Annotated in this window: 18 protein-coding genes; 17 read left to right on the forward strand and 1 reads right to left on the reverse strand. The window is 62.7% G+C overall.

What is annotated here, in order from left to right:
- The first annotated feature begins 9 nt into the window (after nucleotides 1-9).
- The 14 genes from lepB to ACYPYQ_RS04385 all read left to right on the forward strand — a co-directional run bounded on the left by lepB (nucleotide 10) and on the right by ACYPYQ_RS04385 (nucleotide 11,135).
- Nucleotides 10-813 carry a signal peptidase I gene (gene lepB, locus ACYPYQ_RS04320; RefSeq protein ID WP_459720240.1) on the forward strand — a complete coding sequence of 268 codons (804 nt, stop codon included), beginning with the start codon at nucleotides 10-12 and terminating at the stop codon, nucleotides 811-813.
- A 23-nt stretch (nucleotides 814-836) separates the two neighbouring features.
- The gene (locus tag ACYPYQ_RS04325; protein WP_459720243.1) at nucleotides 837-1,205 is read left to right on the forward strand and encodes a DUF4845 domain-containing protein; all 369 of its coding nucleotides are present in this window, start codon (nucleotides 837-839) and stop codon (nucleotides 1,203-1,205) included.
- Nucleotides 1,206-1,212: 7 nt separating this feature from the next.
- Nucleotides 1,213-1,887, forward strand: a complete 675-nt coding sequence (rnc, locus tag ACYPYQ_RS04330; protein ID WP_459720246.1) for a ribonuclease III — start codon at nucleotides 1,213-1,215, stop codon at nucleotides 1,885-1,887.
- Nucleotides 1,884-2,777, forward strand: a complete 894-nt coding sequence (gene era / locus ACYPYQ_RS04335) for a GTPase Era (protein ID WP_459720249.1) — start codon at nucleotides 1,884-1,886, stop codon at nucleotides 2,775-2,777. Before rnc ends, era begins: the two co-directional genes overlap by 4 nt.
- Entirely contained in the window at nucleotides 2,770-3,501 is a 732-nt protein-coding gene (gene recO, locus ACYPYQ_RS04340) for a DNA repair protein RecO (protein ID WP_459720252.1), read from the forward strand. Before era ends, recO begins: the two co-directional genes overlap by 8 nt.
- Nucleotides 3,498-4,214 (forward strand): pyridoxine 5'-phosphate synthase, encoded by a 717-nt coding sequence (pdxJ, locus tag ACYPYQ_RS04345; RefSeq protein WP_459720255.1) that lies wholly within the window; start codon nucleotides 3,498-3,500, stop codon nucleotides 4,212-4,214. Before recO ends, pdxJ begins: the two co-directional genes overlap by 4 nt.
- Complete coding sequence (acpS, locus tag ACYPYQ_RS04350; protein WP_459720258.1) at nucleotides 4,211-4,594, forward strand: holo-ACP synthase; 384 nt, start codon at nucleotides 4,211-4,213, stop codon at nucleotides 4,592-4,594. The genes pdxJ and acpS overlap by 4 nt, the downstream gene beginning before the upstream one ends.
- Complete coding sequence (gene nagZ, locus ACYPYQ_RS04355) at nucleotides 4,594-5,649, forward strand: beta-N-acetylhexosaminidase (protein WP_459720261.1); 1,056 nt, start codon at nucleotides 4,594-4,596, stop codon at nucleotides 5,647-5,649. The genes acpS and nagZ overlap by 1 nt, the downstream gene beginning before the upstream one ends.
- Before the next feature lie 39 nt (nucleotides 5,650-5,688).
- Nucleotides 5,689-6,741, forward strand: coding sequence for a cell division protein ZipA C-terminal FtsZ-binding domain-containing protein (locus ACYPYQ_RS04360; protein ID WP_459720263.1), 1,053 nt, complete (start codon nucleotides 5,689-5,691; stop codon nucleotides 6,739-6,741).
- Complete coding sequence (gene ligA / locus ACYPYQ_RS04365; RefSeq protein ID WP_459720266.1) at nucleotides 6,741-8,771, forward strand: NAD-dependent DNA ligase LigA; 2,031 nt, start codon at nucleotides 6,741-6,743, stop codon at nucleotides 8,769-8,771. The genes ACYPYQ_RS04360 and ligA overlap by 1 nt, the downstream gene beginning before the upstream one ends.
- Nucleotides 8,768-9,316, forward strand: a complete 549-nt coding sequence (locus ACYPYQ_RS04370) for a hypoxanthine-guanine phosphoribosyltransferase (protein WP_459720269.1) — start codon at nucleotides 8,768-8,770, stop codon at nucleotides 9,314-9,316. The genes ligA and ACYPYQ_RS04370 overlap by 4 nt, the downstream gene beginning before the upstream one ends.
- A 1-nt stretch (nucleotide 9,317) precedes the next feature.
- Nucleotides 9,318-10,064 (forward strand): S-methyl-5'-thioinosine phosphorylase, encoded by a 747-nt coding sequence (locus tag ACYPYQ_RS04375; protein ID WP_459720272.1) that lies wholly within the window; start codon nucleotides 9,318-9,320, stop codon nucleotides 10,062-10,064.
- Entirely contained in the window at nucleotides 10,054-10,587 is a 534-nt protein-coding gene (gene def / locus ACYPYQ_RS04380) for a peptide deformylase (protein WP_459720276.1), read from the forward strand. The genes ACYPYQ_RS04375 and def overlap by 11 nt, the downstream gene beginning before the upstream one ends.
- An 86-nt stretch (nucleotides 10,588-10,673) precedes the next feature.
- Nucleotides 10,674-11,135, forward strand: coding sequence for a cytochrome C (locus tag ACYPYQ_RS04385; protein ID WP_459720279.1), 462 nt, complete (start codon nucleotides 10,674-10,676; stop codon nucleotides 11,133-11,135).
- Between the two features lie 95 nt (nucleotides 11,136-11,230).
- Here the strand turns inward: ACYPYQ_RS04385 and acnA are convergent, their stop codons facing one another.
- The gene (gene acnA / locus ACYPYQ_RS04390; RefSeq protein ID WP_459720282.1) at nucleotides 11,231-13,924 is read right to left on the reverse strand and encodes an aconitate hydratase AcnA; all 2,694 of its coding nucleotides are present in this window, start codon (nucleotides 13,922-13,924) and stop codon (nucleotides 11,231-11,233) included.
- Nucleotides 13,925-14,096: 172 nt separating this feature from the next.
- Between acnA and ACYPYQ_RS04395 the strand changes: the two genes are divergently transcribed.
- The 3 genes from ACYPYQ_RS04395 (at nucleotide 14,097) to ACYPYQ_RS04405 (ending at nucleotide 21,992) form a co-directional block, all read left to right on the forward strand.
- Nucleotides 14,097-17,348 (forward strand): bifunctional diguanylate cyclase/phosphodiesterase, encoded by a 3,252-nt coding sequence (locus tag ACYPYQ_RS04395; RefSeq protein ID WP_459720285.1) that lies wholly within the window; start codon nucleotides 14,097-14,099, stop codon nucleotides 17,346-17,348.
- Nucleotides 17,349-17,479: 131 nt separating this feature from the next.
- Nucleotides 17,480-20,281: a bifunctional diguanylate cyclase/phosphodiesterase gene (locus ACYPYQ_RS04400; protein WP_459720289.1), complete on the forward strand. Its 2,802-nt coding sequence runs from the start codon at nucleotides 17,480-17,482 to the stop codon at nucleotides 20,279-20,281.
- Between the two features lie 4 nt (nucleotides 20,282-20,285).
- The gene (locus ACYPYQ_RS04405) at nucleotides 20,286-21,992 is read left to right on the forward strand and encodes a diguanylate cyclase domain-containing protein (protein ID WP_459720293.1); all 1,707 of its coding nucleotides are present in this window, start codon (nucleotides 20,286-20,288) and stop codon (nucleotides 21,990-21,992) included.
- Nucleotides 21,993-21,994 lie beyond the last annotated feature (2 nt).

A 21,994-nucleotide genomic window follows, 5' to 3' on the forward strand; every position in this document is an offset into this window, starting at 1 on the left:
AGGCAAGATATGACTTTTTCACTCATCATGTTCGTGCTGCTGGTGGTGACCGGAGCCATCTGGTTGCTGGACAAGCACACGCTGCGGAAGCAGCGCAAGGAAGGCGAGAAAGAGCCGTGGTGGGTGGAGTATTCCATCAGTTTCTTCCCGGTCATCCTGGCGGTTTTCATGCTGCGCTCCTTCGTGATCGAACCGTTCAAGATCCCCTCCGGTTCGATGATCCCGACCCTGCATGTGGGCGATTTCATCGTGGTCAACCGCTACACCTACGGACTGCGCCTGCCGGTCCTGAACAAGAAGATCATCGATATCAACCAGCCGCAGCGCGGGGATGTGATGGTGTTCCATTTCCCGAACGACCCCTCGGTCGATTACATCAAGCGTGTGATCGGCCTGCCGGGCGACGAGATCGTCTACCGTGACAAGCGATTGTGGGTGAACGGCGAGCTGCAGGCGCTCACCGCCGATGGCGACTACAACTATGTCGAAAGCGGCCTGCGCTTCGTCCATACCGAGCGCTACTTGGAGAAACTCGGCGAAAGCGAACATGCCATGCTGGTTACTCCGGGGATGGATCAGATCCACCTGGGCAAGGTGGATGACTTTCCCCTGCGCGAGCAGTGCAGTTATAGTGAGCGGGAGATGCGCTGTGTCGTCCCGGCCGGCCATTACTTCATGATGGGCGATAACCGCGACAACAGCCGCGACAGTCGCTACTGGGGGTTCGTACCGGATGAGATGGTCGTGGGCAAGGCATTCCTCATCTGGATGAATTTCGGCGAACTGGATCGTATCGGTCTGCCGGTCAAGTGAGCGTTTACGGAAAGGAGCGGAACATGTACGGATTGAGCAGTCGTCAGCGCGGCCTGAGTTTCTCCGGTTTCATCATGGGGGCATTCGCCCTGATCTTTGTGGCACTGCTGGGGTTGAAGCTGATCCCCCCTTACCTGCACAGCGCACAGATCAGCCAGATGTTCCGCGAGATCGCGGCCGATCCGGCGATGCGTTCGGCCAGTATCCCGGAGATCGAGATGTCCTACCGCAAGCGCGCGAGCATCAACGATATCCAGGACCTGAAAGTCGAGGATGTCGTCATCGTGCGCGAAGAGGGGGGGGCTTTGACCCTGAGCGCGGAATACGAAGTTCGCATCAAGCTGGTCGGCAACATCACCCTGCTGCTCGAATTCAAACCCACCAGTTCATGACCGGCCGATGAAGCACGCGGCACTGTGCCGACAGATCGGCTATAGCTTCGCGCAACCGCAATTGTTGCAGCGTGCCTTGACGCACCGCAGCCACAGCGCGGATCACAACGAGCGGCTGGAGTTCCTCGGCGACAGCGTGCTCAACTGCACTATCGCCAAACACCTGTTCGAGAATTTCCCGGACCTGCCCGAGGGTGATCTGCACCGTCTGCGCTCCAGTCTGGTCAATCAGCAGACTTTGGCTATCCTGGCGCAGCAACTCCATCTGGGGCAGCATCTGTTGCTGAGCGAGGGCGAGATCAAGAGCGGAGGTGCCGGGCGCCCGTCGATACTGGCGGATGCGCTGGAGGCGCTGTTCGGCGCGGTGTGGCTGGATGCGGATTTTGCTACTGCGCAACAAGTGATACTCGGTCTGTACATCCCCTTCATCGCCAACATCGACCTGCGCGCGGTGGGCAAGGATGCCAAGACACAGTTGCAGGAGCTGTTGCAGGCGCGCAAGCTGCCCTTGCCGACATACACCATCGTCGAGACCAGCGGCAAAGGGCAGGCACAGATATTCACGGTGGCCTGCGAAGTCCCGAAACTGGAGATCACTACGCGCGGGGCCGGCAGCAGCCGCCGCATCGCCGAACAGATCGCCGCCGAGCGCGCCCATCAACTCATCCAGAACCTGAAATGACCGAAACCGAAAACCAGTACAGCGGCTTCATCGCCATCGTCGGTCGACCCAACGTGGGCAAATCGACGCTGCTCAATCACCTGATCGGGCAGAAAGTCAGCATCACTTCGCGCAAGGCGCAGACCACCCGTCACCGCATCACCGGCATCCTCACCGAAGGCGCGACGCAATACGTGTTCGTCGACACGCCCGGCTTCCAGACGCAGCACACCAACGCGCTCAACCGCAGCATGAACCGCGTGGTCACCAATAGCCTGCGCGAGGTGCATGTGGTGCTGTTCGTCATCGAGGCGCGACACTTCGACGAGCGCGACCAGCAGGTGCTGGAACTGCTGCCCAAGGACAGGCCGGTCATCCTGGTCATCAACAAGGCCGACCTGATGAAGGACAAGAACGAACTGTTGCCCTTCATCGAGAAGGTCGCGGCCCTGCGCCAGTTCGATGCCATCGTGCCGGTCAGCGCGCGGCAGGAGAAACAACTCGATACCTTGCTGCAAGCCGTGCGGCCGCATCTGCCGGAAGGTGAGCATCTGTATGCGGAGGATGACATCACCGACCGCAACGAGCGCTTCCTTGCCGCCGAGATCCTGCGCGAGAAGGTGTTCCGTTTCACCGGCGAGGAATTGCCGTATTCGGTCAGCGTGGTGATCGAGCAGTTCAAGGAAGAGGGGCGCCTGCGCCGTATCAGCGCCGCCATCCTGGTGGACAAGGATGCGCACAAGGTCATGCTGATCGGACACAAGGGCGAGAAGATCAAGGAGATCGCCACCCAGGCGCGGCTCGACATGGAGAAGCTGTTCGACGGCAAGGTGTTCCTCGAAGTGTTCGTCAAGGTGCGCAGCGGCTGGGCTGACAGCGCGCACATGCTGAAATCGCTGGGGTATGAGTAACGCCGCTGCCAGACATCGCATCCAGGACGAACCGTCCTTCGTGCTGCACAGCTATCCGTTCCGCGAGACCAGCCTGATCGTCGAGGTGTTCAGCCGCAACCACGGCCGCGTACCGCTGGTGGCGCGCGGGGCGCGGCGCCCGCGTTCTGCTGTGCGCGGTCTGCTGATGGGATTCCAGCCTCTCGCGCTGAGCTGGTTCGGCAAGCACGAACTGCGCACCCTGCACAGCGCCGAATGGCAGGGCGGGCAGCCGCAGTTGCAGGGCACGGCCCTGTTGTGTGGTTTCTACCTGAACGAGTTGCTGCTCAACCTGATGGCGCGCGACGATCCGCACGAGAGCCTGTTCGACTATTACCAGCAGACACTGCAGCGATTGGCGCAGGAGCAGGACCATGCCTACACCTTGCGCAGTTTCGAGAAACGCATGCTGCAGGAACTGGGCTACGCCCTGTCGCTGGAAACGGAGGCGGGCAACGGGCGGCCCGTGGTGCCGGAGCGCAGCTACCGCTATATACTGGAGCGCGGCGCAGTGCCCGAGACGGCAGACAGTTCGCAGGGCATGCCGGTGACGGGAAAGACGCTGCTTGATATGGCGGCTGACGACTATCGCGACGCGGTGACCGCGCGCCAGAGCAAACAACTGATGCGCATGCTGCTGGACCATCACTTGGCAGGCAAGCCATTACACACTCGTGAACTGATGAGAGATTTACAGAAACTATGATCAAGCTCGGACTTAACATCGACCACGTCGCCACCCTGCGCCAGGCGCGCGGTGCGCGTTATCCCAATCTGGTGCGCGCCGCGCTGGTCTGCGAACAAGCAGGCGCAGACGCCATCACCATCCACCTGCGCGAAGACCGCCGCCACATCCAGGATGCCGACGTCGACATCCTGCGCGGCATGCTGCAGACGCGCATGAACCTGGAATGCGCGGTCACCGACGAGATGATAGACAACGCCGTGCGCGTCAAACCGCACGACATCTGTCTGGTGCCAGAGCGTCGCGAAGAACTCACCACCGAAGGCGGGCTGGACGTGGTCAAGTATTTCGAACAGGTCAAGCGCGCGACGCAGCGCTGCACCGACGCAGGCATTCGCGTGTCGCTGTTCATCGACGCCGACGCAAAACAGATCGACGCCGCCGTGAAGGCCGGCGCGCCGGTGATCGAGATCCACACTGGTAAATATGCCGATGCCGACAGCGTGCCCGCGCGCGCCGCCGAATTGAAGCGCATCCATGATGCCGTGCAGTACGCGCACGGCCTCGGCCTGCAAGTGAACGCCGGCCACGGCCTGCACTATCACAACGTGCAGGACATCGTCGCCATCCCGCACATCGCCGAACTCAACATCGGCCATGCCATCGTGGCCGAAGCCGTGTTCATCGGGCTGGAGCAGGCGGTGAAGAACATGAAGGCGCTACTGCGTAAATGATCCTCGGCATCGGCACCGACATCGTCTCCACGGCGCGTATCGCTGAAGCCAGCGAACGCCATGGCGCCGCGTTCGCCGAGCGGCTGCTCACTGCGCCAGAACTGGCGGAGTATGCCGAGCAGGCGCATCCAGCCCGTTTCCTTGCGAAACGTTTCGCTGCCAAGGAGGCCTTCGCCAAAGCGACCGGCCAGGGGCTGCGCCATCCGGTGACGCTGCACAACATCACGGTCGGTCACGATGAACTCGGCAAGCCGACCCTGCAGTTCGCGCCGGAACTGGAAACATTTTTGAATACACGTGGCGTCACGCGCCATCATCTGAGTATCAGCGACGAGCATGAGCATGCCGTCGCATTCGTGATCCTTGAGGGAGACTATTGATGGGTATCGGACCGGTGATGCTGGATGTGGCGGGCAAAACATTGACGCCGGAAGACGAACAGCGTCTGAAGCACCCGCTGGTCGGCGGCGTCATCCTGTTCGCGCGCAACTACGAATCCCCCGCGCAACTGGCCGCGCTGACCGCCAGCATCCACGCCTTGCGCACGCCGCCACTGCTGATCGCGGTGGACCATGAGGGCGGACGCGTGCAGCGCTTCCGCGAAGGCTTCACCCGCATCCCGCCTATGCGCGAACTGGGCAAGCTATGGGACGCGCATCCCAAGCAGGCGCGCCATCTGGCGCAGGAGGTCGGTTTCGTGCTCGCCTCCGAGTTGCGTGCCCATGGTGTGGACTTCAGTTTCACGCCGGTGCTGGACGTGGATTACGGTGCCAGCACGGTGATCGGCGACCGCGCATTCCACAGCGAGCCGCAAGCCATCGCCGAACTGGCGCACAGCCTGTTGCAGGGATTGAAGCGGGGCGGCATGCCGACCGTGGGCAAACATTTCCCTGGGCACGGTTTCGTCACTGCCGATTCGCATCTGGACATTCCGGTGGACGAGCGCAGCTACACCGATATCGAACTGTGTGACCTCATCCCGTTCCGGCAGATGGTGCATTTCGGCCTGACTGCCGTGATGCCCGCCCATGTCATCTATCCCAAGGTCGATGACAAACCCGCCGGCTTCTCGAAGCGCTGGCTGAAGGACATCCTGCGTGGCGAACTGGGCTTTGAAGGCTGCATCTTCAGCGACGACCTGAGCATGGAAGGCGCGACGGTGGCCGGCGGCATCGTGCAACGCGCCGAAGCGGCGCTGCAAGCCGGTTGCGACATGGTGCTGGTATGCAACCGCCCCGATCTGGCCGACGAACTGTTGGCCGGTCTGAAATGGGAACTGCCCGCACCCAGCCGTGCGCGGCTGGCGCAGATGCACGGCCACACGCATCCGCGCAGCCATGCGCAGTTGCATGAGGACCCGGAATTCGTGCGCAGCCTGCACGACATCGGAAAGATCGGCATCAGCGAGGGCGAACTGCCGCTGGTGTCGTTATAATCTGCCCGGTCATTCTTCACTGAGAGCATCGGCAGCGACATGAGTGAATTTCAGCAAAGTCTATTGGTCATCGCGCTACTGGTCGTGGTCGCGGTGTACGCCTATGGTTACTGGCAACAGTGGCGCTATCGGCGCAGCCTCGATCGTGGCAATGCGGAGCCGCGCACGACGCCACGCGCAGTCGTGCCGGAAATGGCGGCTCCCGTCACGGCAAAGGCTGCCGAAGGATCGGCCGACCATTTCATCGCGGACAAGCCCGCCGCAGAGGCTTGCGACCTGCTGGACGAGAAGCTCGATTACATCGTCAGCATGACGCCCAAGTTCCCGGTGAGCGCCGAAGTGCTGGAAGACTTCTGGCCGCGCCGCTTCGACTATGGCAAGACCATCCAGACCTGCGGCTGCAACGCCGCCACCGGCGCATGGGAACGCGTCATCCCGGAAAGCCCCGCCAACTACAGCGAACTGAGGATCGCCCTGCAGATGGTGGACCGCAACGGTGTGATCAGCGACACACGACTGGCCGACTTCCGTGAACTGCTGGGCGAGATCGGACGCAAACAGGACGCCGACATGGTGCTGCCACTGACCGATAGCGCGCTGGAGCGTGCGCGCGAACTGGATGAATTCTGCGCCAGCGTCGACCAGATTATAGGCCTCAACCTCATCAGCCGCGCCGATCGACCGCTGTTCGCCAGCGAAGTGGCACAGGCCGTGCAACTGTCCGGTATGAGCCTGCAGGCCGATGGCACCTTCCATCAATTCGCGCCGGATGGTGCCACGCTGTACACGCTGGCCGTATCCGACGGCACCCCGTTCCAGCATCACACACTGGAGAAGATGCAGGTCAGCAGCCTCACCCTGCTGCTGGACATCCCGCGCGTACATGAACCGGCCAAGTGCTTCGACGACATGATCCTGCTGGCGCTGGACATCGCCCCCGCCTTGCGACTCACGCTGGTGGACGATCAGCGCGTGATCCTCAGCCAGGGAGCGATCGCCCATATCCGTGACAGCGTCGAGGGGGTCGAGCAGCGCATGCTGGCCGGCGGCCTCGTGCCGGGCAGCGCCCAGACCCTGCGGCTGTTCTCCTGATGGATGTGCAGCAGCAAATAGCGCGCTTGCGCGACGAGATCGAGCGGCACAACCATGCCTATTACGTGCTGGATACGCCCACTGTTCCCGACGCGGAATACGACAAGCTGTTCCGAGAACTGCAAGCCCTTGAAGCACAACACCCCGAACTGTTGACCGCCGATTCTCCCACGCAGCGCGTGGGGGGCAAGGTGCTGGACGGTTTCGCCCCGGTGCGTCATGCCGTGCCCATGCTCTCCATCCGCACCGAGACCGATACCGAAGCCAGCGGCGCGTTCAATTTCGATACGCGCGTGAAGAACGCACTGGAAACCAGCAACGAGATCGAATACGCCTGCGAACTCAAGTTCGACGGCCTCGCCATCAACCTGCGCTATGAACGCGGCGTGCTGGTGCAGGCCGCCACGCGCGGCGACGGCGAGAGCGGCGAGGATGTCACACAGAATGTCCGCACCATCCATTGCATCCCGCTGCATCTGAACGATTGCAAGGCTGATGTGCTGGAAGTGCGCGGCGAGGTATATATGTCGCGCAAGGACTTCAACCGTTACAACGGAAAACAGCGCGAGCAGGGCTTGCCCACGCTGGTCAATCCGCGCAACGGCGCGGCAGGCAGCATCCGCCAGCTCGATCCGAAACTGGCGGCACAACGGCCACTGTCCTTCTTTGCCTACGGTCTGGGTGAGGTGCGCGGCTGGGAGTTGCCCGCCACGCACAGTGCCATCCTCGATGCGCTGCAAGGCTTCGGCTTGCCTGTGTGCGATGAGCGCGCGGTGGTAGCAGGCGCGCAGGCACTGGCTGAATTCCATCAGCGCGTCGCCGCCAAGCGAGATACGCTGCCGTTCGATATCGACGGTGTGGTGTACAAGGTCAACAGCCTTGCGCTGCAAAAGCAGCTCGGCTTCGTTTCGCGCGAACCGCGCTGGGCCGTGGCACACAAATTTCCGGCCGAAGAACAGCTCACCGTGCTGCGCGACATCGAGGTGCAGGTCGGCCGCACCGGAAAACTGACGCCGGTGGCCAAGCTGGAGCCGGTGTTCGTCGGCGGCACCACGGTCAGCAATGCCACGCTGCACAACGAAGACGAGATCCGCCGCAAGGATGTGCACATCGGCGACACCGTGATCGTGCGCCGCGCGGGCGATGTGATCCCCGAGGTGGTCGGTGTCGTGCTGGAACGTCGTCCGGCCGATGCCAAGCCGTTCGTGATGCCGACCACCTGCCCGGTGTGTGGCAGTCATGCGGTGCGCGAGGAAGGCGAGGCCGACGCACGCTGCAGCGGCGGCCTGTTCTGCGCCGCGCAACGCAAGCAGGCCATCCTGCATTTCGCCAGCCGCCGCATGATGGACATAGAAGGACTGGGCGACAAACTGGTGGACCAGCTGGTGGACGAGCACATCATCCGTTCGCTGCCCGATCTGTATCGTCTCGATGTGGCGACGCTGGCGAGCCTTGATCGCATGGCAGAGAAGAGCGCGCAGAACATCGTCGCGGCGCTGGAGCAGAGCAAGCACACCACGCTCAACCGTTTCCTGTTCGCGCTGGGCATCCGCCATGTGGGCGAGACCACGGCGAAAGATCTGGCGCGCCACTTCGGCAAGCTGGAAGCCATCATGTCCGCCAGCGTCGAGCAACTGTTGCAGGTGCCGGACGTGGGGCCGGTGGTGGCGCAAAGCATCGCGGATTTCTTCGCCGAGGATCACAACAAGGAAGTGGTGAACGAGTTGCGCAAATCGGGCGTGCACTGGGAAGAGAATGAAGGCACGGCACATCTGGTGCTGCCGCTCACCGGCAAGACCTTCGTTCTCACCGGCACGCTGCCCAGCATGAGCCGCGACGAAGCGAAAACCAGACTGGAAGCGCTGGGCGCGAAGGTGGCGGGCAGTGTGTCGAAGAAGACCGATTGCGTGGTGGCCGGTACCGAGGCGGGCAGCAAGCTGGACAAGGCGCGCGAGTTGAAGGTGCCGGTGTGGGACGAGGCGGCATTGCAGGCACTTCTGGCGAACAATGGCGAGGGCTTCACACCATGATGGACGATACACGCGCACGCCAGCTCCTGGCGCAGTCCGAGGTCATCCATGCCGCGGACGAGGTGCAAGCCGCCTTGCAGCGCGTAGCGCGCGAGATCAATGAGAAACTGGCCGGGCAGCACCCGCTGGTGCTGTCGGTGATGGGCGGGGCGGTGGTGTTCAGCGGGCAGTTGCTGCCGCTGCTCGATTTCCCGCTGGATTTCGATTATCTGCATGTCTCGCGCTACGGTAACGCGCAGCAGGGCGGCCAGTTGCACTGGAAGGTCGCGCCGCGCGAGAACGTGCGCGGCAAGGTGGTGCTGGTGCTGGACGACATCCTCGACGAGGGCGAGACCATGCTGGCCATCAAGCAGCGCGTGCTGGAACTGGGCGCGACGGCGTTCTACAGCGCGGTGTTCGCCGACAAGGAGCATGGCCGCGCCAAACCCATCGCCCCAGATTTCGTCGGCCTGACATTGCCGAACCGCTTCGTGTTCGGTTACGGTATGGATATACACGGCGCGTGGCGCAACCTGCCCGCGATCTATGCAGTGAAGGAGGAATGAAGTGATAGCGATCATCGGCGGTACCGGCTTTGCCCAGTTGTCCAATCTCGTCATCACCCACCGGCAGGTGATGCGCACGCCCTACGGAGAACCCTCCGGTCCGATGACCTTCGGTACCTTGCGTGGCCACGAAGTGATGTTCATCGCGCGTCACGGTTACGGCCACACCATCCCGCCGCATCTGGTGAACTACCGCGCCAACATGTGGGCGCTGCATGACCAGGGCGCGAACAACGTGGTGGCGATATCGTCGGTGGGCGGCATACGCGCGGACCTCACGCCGGGCACGCTGGTGCTGCCGGACCAGATCATCGATTACACCTACGGGCGAGAATCCACCTATTTCGACGGCCACGAGAAGACCGTCGCCCATGTCGATTTCACCTGGCCGTACAGTGAGGCATTACGGCAGCGCATCCTGAGCGCGGCACAACAGGCGAAAGAACCGCTGCTGAACGGCGGCGTGTATGCCGCCATACAAGGGCCGCGTCTGGAGTCGCTGGCCGAGATCAACCGTTATGAAAAGGACGGTGCGGATATGGCCGGCATGACCGGCATGCCGGAAGCGGCACTGGCGCGCGAGCTCGGGGTGAACTACGCCGCCATCGCCGTGGTGGTGAACGACGCCGCCGGTCGGCGCAGCAGCGAAGGCGGCATCGTGCTCGACCGGATCGGTGAGGTCGCGCAGCCGGCGATGGAGCGTGTGCGCCGCATCCTCGAATGCGTGGTGGAATGCGATGGCGATTAAAGACGTCTTGCGCATGGGCGACGCGCGCCTGTTGCAGCAGGCAGAGCCGGTCAGCGATTTCGGCAGCGATGCGCTGCAGGCTTTGCTGCAGGACATGCGCGACACCATGCGCGCCCTGAACGGCGTCGGTCTGGCCGCACCGCAGATCGGCGTGCCGCTGCGTGTGGTGATCTTCGGTGTGGACAGGAACGAACGCTATCCCGACGCGGAGGTGGTGCCGCAGACCGTGCTCATCAACCCCGTCCTGACACCGCTCTCCGACGAGATGGAGGAGGGATGGGAAGGCTGCCTCTCCGTGCCCGGCATGCGCGGGCTGGTGCCCCGTTACACCAGGCTGCGCTATCAGGGGCGGGATGAACACGGCACGCCGATCGACCGCACGGTGCGCGGATTCCACGCGCGCGTGGTGCAACACGAATGCGATCATCTGGACGGCATCCTCTACCCCATGCGCATCCGTGACCTGCGCGCTTTCGGTTTCAGCGACGTGTTGTTCCCCGGCCAGGATCTGCAGGACGATTGAACCGTCGCTGTCGGTCGGCACGGAACTTTACTCCCGCGACCATGCTCTGATGCGTCGCATCGTCATCCCCCCATCAGGAGAAAGAATTGAAACGATACGCCCTCATGTTCTGCCTGCTGGCAGCCGTGCAGCACACCCAAGCCGACGACCTCAAAGTGCCGAAGAATGCCTTGTGGGAGAAGGAGTGCGGTGCCTGTCATGTCGCATTCCCGCCGCAGCTGCTGACCGCCGACAACTGGCAAGCGATGATGGACGGTCTGGCGCATCATTTCGGGTCGAACGCGGAGCTCGAAGCCAGAGAGCGCAAAGCCATCACCGACTTCCTGGTGGCCAACGCCGGGACTCTGGCGCGCCATCGCTCTGCCAGCCTGCGCATCACCGAGACGGTGTGGTTCAAACGCGAACACCGCAGCATCTCCCCCAAGGAATGGGTGCATCCCGATGTGAAGACGCCATCCAACTGCAAGGCCTGCCACAACGTGGTCGGCCACACCAGCTGGGCCGAGCGTGACCTGCGCCGCACGGGCGGTCGTTCCGAGCAAGATTGAGACGGGGCAGGACGGTGAGTGATCCGTCCGAACACCGGAAAGAGTGAAGCCCGCGAGTGCGGGCTTCTTGTTTTCCGGTGTCGTGAACCGAGCGCTTACGCCTGACCCACCAACTCCTTCAACACGAACGGCAGGATCCCGCCGTTCTTGTAGTAGTCCACCTCGATCGGCGTGTCGATGCGCAGCAGCAGGGCGACGTTCTGCTTGCTGCCGTCCTTGCGGGTGATGGTCAGCGTCACGTCCTGTTGCGGCTTGAGGTTGTCGTTGATGCCGAGCAGGTCGAAGGTCTCGTCGCCTGTCAGGTTCAGGCTGGCCATGCTGTCGCTGCCTTTGAACTGCAAGGGCAGCACGCCCATGCCCACCAGGTTGCTGCGGTGGATGCGTTCGTAGCTCTTGGCGATGACGGCCTTTACGCCCAGCAGCTGCGTGCCTTTGGCGGCCCAATCGCGGCTGGAGCCGGTGCCGTATTCCTCACCGGCGAAGATCACGGTCGGCGTGTGGTCGGCGATGTATTTCATCGCGGCGTCGTAGATGGCCATCTGTTCGCCCTTGTACAGGGTGTAGCCGCCTTCGATGCGCGAACCGTCTTCCTTCGGCGGCAGCATCAGGTTCTTCACGCGTACGTTGGCGAAGGTGCCGCGCATCATCACTTCGTGGTTGCCGCGGCGCGAGCCGTAGCTGTTGAAGTCCTTCACCTCCACCTTGTGTGCCTGCAGATATTTTCCTGCGGGGGTGGTGGGCTTGAAGCTGCCCGCCGGGCTGATGTGGTCGGTGGTGACGGAATCGCCGAACAGCGCCAGCGCTTTCGCGCCCTTGATGTCACCGACCTTGGGTACGGCGGCATCGAAGAACGGCGGCTTGGCGATGTAGGTGGAATCGTCCCACTGGTACAGGTCGCCGGTGGGGGCCTGGATGGCGTTCCACAGCGGCAGATCCTTGGTCAGATCGCTGTACAGTTTCTGGTACACCGCCGGATCGGCGGCGTACTTCATCACGGTCTGCACTTCGGCGCTGTTCGGCCAGATGTCTTTCAGGTAAACCGGCTGCCCGTCCTTTCCAACGCCCAGCGGTTCGCTGTCGAGGTTGATGTTCATCCTGCCCGCGATCGCGTAAGCAACGACCAGCGGAGGCGAAGCCAGGAAGTTGGCCTTCAGGTTGGGGTGGATGCGCGCTTCGAAGTTACGGTTGCCGGAGAGCACGGCGGCGCAGATCAGGTTGTTGTCGGTGATGGTCTTGTCGATGTCCTCGCGCAGCGGACCGGCGTTACCGATGCAGGTGGTGCAGCCGTAGGCGGCGAGACCGAAGCCCAGCGTGGTCAGCGGTTCCAGCAGGCCGGCATTGGTCAGGTACTCGGTCACCACACGCGAACCGGGTGCCAGCGTGGTCTTGATGTGCGGCGCGACCTTCAAACCTTTCGCCACGGCCTTCTTCGCCAGCAGACCCGCGGCCAGCAGCACGCCGGGGTTGGAGGTGTTGGTGCAGGAAGTGATCGCGGCGATCAGCACGTCGCCGTTGCCGATCTCCAGACCATCCTTGCCTGTCGCGTAACGTTTATTCAGTTTGTCGGCGGGCTGGTTGAAGCCGTTCTCGGCGATGGGCTTGCTGAACAGGGTGTTGAAGGTCTCCTTCATCGCGGGCAAAGCGATGCGGTCCTGCGGGCGCTTCGGTCCGGCCAGTGAGGGCACGATGCTGTCGAGGTCCAGTTCCACCACGCTGCTGTAGTCGATGCTGCCCGCCTTGGGGATGCCGAACAGACCTTGCGCCTTGAAGTAGGACTCGAAGGCATCCACTTCGTCGGCGGTGCGACCGGTGTTCTTCATGAACTGCACGGTCACGTCGTCCACCGGGAAGAAGCCCATGGTGGCGCCGTATTCCGGCGCCATGTTGGCGATGGTCGCGCGGTCGGGCAGGGTGAGGGCGCTTGTACCTTCACCGAAGAACTCGACGAACTTGCCGACCACTTTGTGCTTGCGCATCAGTTCGGTGACGGTGAGCACCAGATCGGTGGCGGTCACGCCTTCGCGCAGTTTGCCTTTGAGGTGCACGCCGACCACATCCGGTGTCAGGAAGTACACGGGCTGGCCCAGCATGCCCGCTTCCGCCTCGATACCGCCCACGCCCCAGCCGACCACGCCGATGCCGTTGATCATGGTGGTGTGCGAGTCGGTGCCGACCAGCGTGTCGGGGTAGGTCACGCCATCCTTCTGCAACACGCCGCGTGCCAGATATTCCAGGTTGACCTGGTGCACGATGCCGATGCCGGGCGGCACCACCTTGAAGGTGTCGAAGGCCTGCATGCCCCACTTCATGAAGCGGTAGCGCTCGGTGTTGCGCTCGAACTCCATCTGCATGTTGATCTTGAGTGCGTTCGGGTTGTTGTAGCTGTCAATCTGCACCGAGTGGTCAACGACCAGGTTCACCGGCACCAGTGGCTCGATGACCTTGGGGTCTTTGCCCGCCTTGGCGGCCGCATCGCGCATGGCGGCGAGGTCGGCCAGCAGCGGCACGCCGGTGAAGTCCTGCAGCACGATGCGGGCGACCACGAAGGGGATCTCCTCGGTGCGCTCGGCGTTCGGTTTCCAGTTCGCCAGTTCGCGCACATGCTGTTCGGTCACCTTCTTGCCGTCGCAGTTGCGCAGCACGGATTCCAGCACGATGCGGATGGAGACCGGCAGGCGCGAGATGTCGCTGACGCCGGCTTTTTGCAGCGCGGGCAGGGAATAGAAGGTGCCGGTCTTGCCCGAGGCGAGGGTGTAGGACTGGCGGGTATCGAACAGGTTGTGGGACATGGCGTAAGACTCCGGGATGGCGTGAAAACGAGGACGCGATTATAGCCCCAAGCGGCAAGGGGCGGCGAGCGGCCCAGTGTGCGGACTTCCGTCCGAGCGTGCCGATGCGAGTCAGCGTCGCCGTCTTCGCGTATCATCGCGCGGTCTATCGAAACAATTGGAAGTCAGTCGCGTGCCGTTCACCTGGGATACTTCGCTGGTCGTCCTGTCCATCCTCATCGCCATCATCGGCTCGTTGACCGCGCTCACCCATGCGCGGCGTATGCGCGAGAACAGCGGTTACACCGCCACCATCTGGATGCTGGCCGGCGGCAGTACACTCGGCGTGGCCATCTGGTCCATGCACTTCGTCGGCATGCTGGCGCTGCATCTGCCCGTCCCCGTCGGCTACGATCCTTTGCTGACCCTGCTCTCGTTGCTGCCGGCGGTGATCGCCGCGCTGCTGGCTTTTCGCGTGCTGCGCGAGGCGCAAGTCAGTCGCCGCCTGATCCTGACGGCCGGTGTGCTGATGGGCGTCGGCATCAGCAGCATGCACTATCTCGGCATGGCGGCGATGAGGATGTCGCCTGACATCGCCTATGATCCGGCGGTCTTCGCGCTCTCCGTGCTGATCGCCATCCTCGCCTCCTGGGCGGCGCTCTACATTATGTATCGCGAGCAGTGGGGGCGGCTGGGGCCGCTCGCGCGCCTGTTGCTGGGTGCCGTCGTGATGGGGCTGGCCATCTCCGCCATGCATTACACCGCCATGTCCGGCATGCACATCTCGGCGGAAGCGGTCTGTCAGGCGGGCGACTTGCGCATCGAGCCGCACATCCTGGCGACCCTGCTGTCGCTGACCGTGCTGGTGTGGTTCGGCGGCGGCCTGCTGGCCAGCCTGTTCGACCAGCGCATGGCGCGCCGCAACGCGCAGGCGCTGGCCGAGCTGGAGCAGGAACATCGTGACCTGATGGACAGCGCGGAGCGCGATACGCAGGAGATGATCGGCGTCCTGCGCGAGAGCGAGGAACGGCTGCGCATGACCCTGCAGAATGCGCCGGATGCCGTGTTCATCACCGAGCAGGACGGGCGCATCGTCTACGTCAACGACAACGTGGTGAGCCTGCTGGGCTATGAGCGGGACGAACTGTATGCGATGACGGTGTTCGATCTGGTGCCCGAGGACTGGCGCGAGCGCTATCGCGAAGGCGGCCGGCAAATCATCAGGGATCAAAAGCGGCATGTGATGGAAGTGCGCCTGGTCAGGCACGACGGCAGCCGCATACCGATGGAACTGAACGCTGTGCTGTTGCCCAACGGTCGTGTGTACGGTTCCTGCCGCGACATCAGCGACCGCAAGTCGGCCGAGCGCGCGCTGCATGATTCGCAGAAACAACTGCAGATGTTCATGGACTCCATCGCCGAAGGCATGTACGGGGTGGACACCGAGGGGCGCTGCACCTTCGTCAATGCGGCACTACTGCGCATCCTCGGTTATGAGCGCGAAGAACTGCTGGGCAAGTGTCTGCATGAAGTGATCCATTACGCTTACCCGGACGGCAGCGCCTATCCGGCGTGTGATTGCCATGCCTACCAAGCCTATATCCGCAACGAGCCGACACATTCTTCCGACGAGGTGTTCTGGCGCAAGGACGGCACGCCGGTCGCGGTGGAATACTGGTCGCAGCCCATGCACCGCAACGGTCAGGCGATCGGCGCGGTGGTCACCTTCCTTGACATCAGCGAACGCAAGCAGAACGAGGCGGCCTTGCGGGAGAGCGTCTCCTTCAGCGAATCCCTGTTGCAGACCATGCCGGTGCCGGTGTTCCACAAGGACACGGCAGGGCGTTACACCGGCTGCAACACCGCCTTCGCCGAGTTCCTCGGCAAAAGCAAAGCCGACATCATCGGCAAAACGGTGTTCGAGATCGCGCCGCAGGCGCAGTCCGAGATCTATCGCGATCATGATCTTGACCTGCTCACCTCTGAAGAATGTGTGCAGGTGTACGAGAGCAATGTGAAACATGCAGACGGTACCCTGCACGATGTGATCTTCCACAAGGCCAGATTGAACGACAGCGCAGGCGAGCCGGTCGGCATCATCGGCGTCATCCTCGACATCACCGACCGCAAGCAATCCGAGCGCGACATCCACCAGCTCGCTTTCTACGACTCGCTGACGCAGTTGCCTAACCGCCGCCTGTTGCTGGACCGTGCCTTGCAGGCGCTGGCGGTCAGCGCGCGCAGCGGCCGCTACGGTGCCTTGATGTTGCTCGATCTGGACGACTTCAAAAAGGTCAATGACAGCAAGGGGCACGATGTCGGCGACCAGTTGCTGTGTGAGGTGGCCAGACGCTTGCGCATGGCAGTGCGCGAAGGCGACACAGTGGCGCGGCTGGGCGGCGACGAGTTCGTGGTGGTGCTGGAAGAGTTGAGCATCAGCGCCGCCGAGGCTGCTCCGCAGGCCGAAGCAGTGGCCGAGAAGATACGCGACGTGCTGAACGAGCCCTACCTGCTGGGCGGCAACCGCCACCTCACTTCTCCCAGCATCGGCGTGGTGCTCTATCGCGGTCATCAGGAAGCCATCGAGAACCTGCTCAAGTTCGCCGACATCGCCATGTACCAGTCCAAGCAGGCGGGGCGCAACACCATCCGTTTCTACGACCCCGCCATGCAGGCCGCCATCGACAACCGTCTGGAGCTGGAAGGCGAACTCGACATCGCCATACGTGAACAGCAGTTGCAGCTCTACTATCAGGTGCAGGTGGACGGCATGCGCCGCCCGCTCGGGGCGGAAGTGCTGATGCGCTGGCGGCATCCGCAGCGCGGACTGGTGTCGCCCGCACAGTTCATCCCGTTGGCGGAAGACACCGGGCAGATCGTGGAGATGGGCATGTGGGCCCTGCGCACGGCCTGTCTGCAACTCAAAGCCTGGCAGCAGAACCCGCATACCCGCCATCTCACCCTGGCGGTCAACGTCAGCGCGCGCCAGTTCCGCAAGCCCGAGTTCGTCGACCAGGTGAGCCGCGTGCTGTTGGAAACGGGCGTGCGGCCTTCGCTGCTCAAGCTGGAGCTGACCGAGAGTACCGTGCTGCTGGATGTGGAAGACACCATCGCCAAGATGCGCGAACTCAAGCTGCTCGGCATCAGCTTCTCCATGGACGACTTCGGCACCGGCTACTCCTCGCTGCAATACCTCAAGCGCTTGCCGCTGGACCAGATCAAGATCGACCAGAGTTTTGTGCGCGACATCGCCAGCGACCCCAACGATGCCGCCATCGTGCAGACCATCATCGCCATGACCGAAGCGCTGGGTCTGAACGTGATCGCGGAAGGCGTGGAGACGCCGGCGCAGCAGGAATTCCTCGAACTGCGCGGTTGCCACAGTTTCCAGGGCTATCTGTTCGGCAGGCCGCTGCCGCTGGAAGAATTCGAAGCCTCACTATAAGGCGGAAATCGGCGCTACTAGGGGGGGATGGCCACATTCCCATGTTGTTGGAAGGGTGGTATTCCCCTCGCCAATCTCGGGTTAACTCATTACTATGGTTAAAAATATATAAGCAGTATTAGGGAGAGGGAATGAGTTCAATTTTCAGCATGATCGATCCGCGCCGCAGTCTGCGTGCCGAGATCAGTCTGGCCAGCGGCGCGATCGTGCTGCTGCTTTCTACAGCCTTGAGCTTCTACGCGGCAGACGTGAGCAAGCGCCAGATCGAGCAGAGCGAGGGCGAAGCTTTTGTGCGCCGCGCGCAGACGGCGCTGGATGTGCTGGACCGCGGCATGTACGAGCGCAGCCGCGAGATCCGCAATGCCGCGTTGCTGGACGAGATGCGCGATCCGAAGGTGCCGTTGCTGCGCAAACGCGAGTTGATGGAGCGTCTGCAGAAGAATTTCGATGCCTACGCCTGGATCGGTTTTTGCGGGCCGGACGGCATGGGATTGGCCGGCACGGGCGGTTATCTGGAAGGCAAGAACCTGTCCAAGCGTCCGTGGTGTACCGAAGGCCGCAAGGGCGACTACATCGGTGACGTGCATGACGCGCTGCTGTTGGCCAAGCTGCTGCCCAACCCCAGCGGCGAGACCTTCTATCTGGTCGATGTCGCCTCGCCGGTGTTCGACCACAAGGACAACCTGCTCGGCGTGCTGTGCGGCCACATCTACTGGACCTGGGCGTCCGAGGCGCTGGACAGCAAACTCACCCCCGGGCAGGACATCTTTTTACTCTCCAACCAGGGGCAGGTGCTGTCCGGCCCGGAAGCGGCCTGGGCGGACTTCGGCAAGATGGCACCGGACACCATGATGAATATCAAGTCCGGTAGCAAGGCCGGCTACCACATCGAGCAGTTCAGTAACGGGCGGACCTATCTGGTCGGCCATGCCACTTCGTCCGGTTACCGTGACTACAAAGGCTTCGGCTGGACGGCGCTGGTGCGCGAGGACATCACCACCGCGTTCGCCCCGGCGCGCGCTTTGCAGCGCCACATCCTGACGGTGGGTGCGCTGGTCGGTCTGTTCTTCGCCTGGCTGACCTGGCTGATGGCGGGGCGCATCGCGCAGCCCATCCGCAGTATCAGTCAGGCGGCGGAAAAGGTCGCGGCGGGGGATCTGCAATACGACGTACCGCCGCAGGATAACGACAATGAGGTCGGTCACCTGAGTCGCGCCATCCATGGCATGGTGGGCAACCTCACGCGCGAGATCAAGCAACGGCGCGAGGCGGAGGCGGGATTGCGCCTATCGGCCAAGGTGTTCGAACAGAACAGCGAGGCCATCATCGTTACCGATGCAGAGAACCATGTCGTGATGGTCAACCGTGCATTCACTGACATCACCGGATATCAAGCAGATGAGGTGCTGAACAAGAATCCGCGCTTCCTGGCATCGGGGCGACAGATGGTGCAGTTCTACCGCGCGATGTGGCGAGAACTGCTGGAAAAGAACAGTTGGCGCGGCGAGATATGGAACAAGCGCAAGAACGGCGAGATATATCCTGAACTCCTGACTATCAGCGTGGTGCGCAACGAAGCAGGCGAAATAACCAACTTCATCGGCGTTTTCATCGACATCACCGAACGCAAAAAAGAAGAAGAGCGCATCATCCGCCTGGCCAACTACGACACCCTGTCGGGGCTGCCCAACCGCAACCTGCTGGCCGACCGCGTCGAGCAGGGCGTGGCGCAGGCCGAGCGACACGGCAGCAAGCTGGCGATGCTGTTCATCGATCTCGACCATTTCAAGCACATCAACGATTCGCTCGGCCACGACATCGGCGACGAACTGCTCAAGCAGGTGGCGGAACGGCTGAAGGTCTGCCTGCGCCGCACCGACACGCTGGCACGCCAGGGCGGCGACGAGTTCATCGCGCTGGTCACCGACATCGGCTCCGAGGCGGAGGCGGGGTACGTGGCGGAGAAGATGGTGTCCGCCTGCGCCCAAGGCTTCGAGATCAATGGCCACATGCTGCATGTGACGCCGAGCATCGGCATCAGCATGTGCCCGGACGACGGCAACACCCAGGTGCAGCTGATGCGCAACGCCGATCTGGCGATGTATCGCGCCAAGGACAGCGGGCGCAACCGCTTCGCCTTCTACGAGGAGCAGATGAACCGCAAGGCGGTGGAACGTCTGCGGCTGGAGAACGATCTGCGTAACGCCATCGACCAGCAGCAACTCATGCTGTATTACCAGCCCAAGGTGGCGTGCGCCGACAACACGGTGGTCGGCATGGAGGCCTTGCTGCGCTGGAAACATCCGGAGTTCGGCTTCATCTCGCCGGCGGTGTTCATCCCGGTCGCCGAGCAGACCGGCCTCATCAACGAGATCGGCGACTGGGTGCTGCGCCAGGCTGTGCTGCAGCAGCGCCTGTGGCAATCGACCGGACGCACCATCGTGCCGGTGGCGGTCAACCTGTCGGTGGCGCAGTTCCAGCAGAGCGATCTGGTGGAGCGCATCCAGCGCATCGTGCGCGAAGGCGGGCTGGAGTCGCGCTACATCGAACTGGAGCTGACCGAGAGCATGCTGATGGAGTCGGCGCTCGACCACGGCGATGTGCTGGAACGGCTGAACGACGGAGGCTTCAACCTGTCACTGGACGATTTCGGCACCGGCTATTCCTCGCTCAGTCGCTTGAAGATGCTGCCCATGAATGCGCTCAAGATCGACCAGTCCTTCGTGCGCGACATCGCCAGCGACGAGAACGACCGCAGCATCGTCAGTGCCACCGCCGCGCTGGCGCATGCGATGGGCATGAAGGTGATCGCGGAGGGAGTGGAACAGCCGGGGCAACTGGAATTCATCCAGTCCCTGCAGTGCGAGGAATATCAAGGTTACCTGTTCAGCCCGCCGCTACCGGCGGACGAAGCGGTGAGGTTCCTGGGATGACGCGATGCGTTTGACCACCCGATTCCTGTTGTTGCGCGCGGTGGTGTTCGTCGCGCTGGGGGTGCTGGTATGGCTGTCGTTCGAGGCGGTGGTGGACCGCATCAACATGCAGTGGGGGCGCGAGTTCGCCCAGCGCCAGGTGCTGTTCGACAAGTACCGCACGCTGTCGCCGCTGATCCGCGAGATCGAACTGGCGCGCAAGATGGCGGCCGAACCGGTGCTGGTCGAGATGGCCTTGAACGAGCATGAGCCGCTCGCCCGCAAGCGCGGGTTGAAGCTGCTGGAGGAATACCGCTACCGCTTCCGCGAGCACAGTTATTTCGCGGCGTTCGCGCACAGCGGCCACTACTACTACAACGATGCCGCCAACAGCTATGGCGGCAAGCAACTGCGCTACACGCTTAATCCGCAAAGTGTCAACGACCAGTGGTTCTATGCCACATTGAAGGACGGCATGGAGTATCAGGTGAACGTCGATCCTGATGTGCATCTGGATGTGGTCAAGGTGTGGATCAACGTGCTGCTGAAACAGCGCGGCAAGGTGCTGGGCGTGGTGGGGACCGGTATCGAGCTGACCGACTTCCTGAAGGAGAGCGTGGACATCCATCAGCCCGGCGTGGACAACTTCTTCGTCGACAAGAGCCTGGCCATCCAGCTCTCCACCGACCCCGCGATGATCGATTACGCCAGTCTGACCAAGACGGTCGAACAGCGCATCCGCATCGACCGGCTGTTCACCCGTCCGGCGGATATGGCGGCGATACAGCAGGCGGCCGAAGCGTTGCGTAGCAAGCCGGATGGCGAGATCGCCACGCTGTGGGTGACCTATCAGGGCGGGCGTCATCTGCTGGGGATGGCCTGGTTGCCCGAACTGGGCTGGTACGACCTGACGCTGATGGACGAGCAGAGTCTGTCCATGCTGCACGAATACAAGTGGGTGCCGATGTTGTTCGTGTTCATCTTCCTGCTGGCTTTGATGCTGTTCGGCTGGTTGTTCAATCGTTGGGCGCTGGCCCCGATCTGCACGCTGCATCGGGCGATGCGCGCGATCCAGGACGGTGACGACAAACTGGAACCGCCCATCGTCGGCAAGGGCGAAGTGGAGGCGTTGTCGCGCTCGTTCCGGCAGATGGTGGAGAAAGTGCGCAACACCAATCACGAACTGGAAGCCAAGGTGAAGGAACGCACCGAGGCCTTGCAGCGCCTGAGCGAGGTCGATCCGCTGACCGGTCTGCTAAACCGGCGCGGCATGATGGCGCGTTTCGAGCAGGAGATCTCGCGCCAGGCACGGCAGGATGGCACGCTCGGCCTGCTGTTGCTCGACCTCGATCACTTCAAGGAGGTGAACGATACCTACGGTCACGCTGCGGGCGACCTCGCGCTGTGCGCCGCCGCCAAAGTGCTGGGCGGGGTGATGCGCGCCTATGACCATGCCGCGCGCTGGGGCGGAGAGGAATTCCTCATCCTGTTGCCGGACTGTAGCGAGACCGACCTGCTGGCCATCGCCGAGCGCATCCGCGCCCGCATCGAAGCGCTGAAGATCGATACCGGGCAGAGCCGGTTCTCTTTCACGGTCAGTATCGGCGCACACCGACCGCAGACACCGCAGACCCCGGATGCCATGTTGCAGCAGGTGGACCGCGCGCTGTATGCGGCCAAGGCGGACGGCCGCAATTGCGTGCGCCTGTCTTCCGGGACGGGCAAGGCGTGAGG

The organism is Sideroxyarcus sp. TK5, from assembly GCF_054601595.1.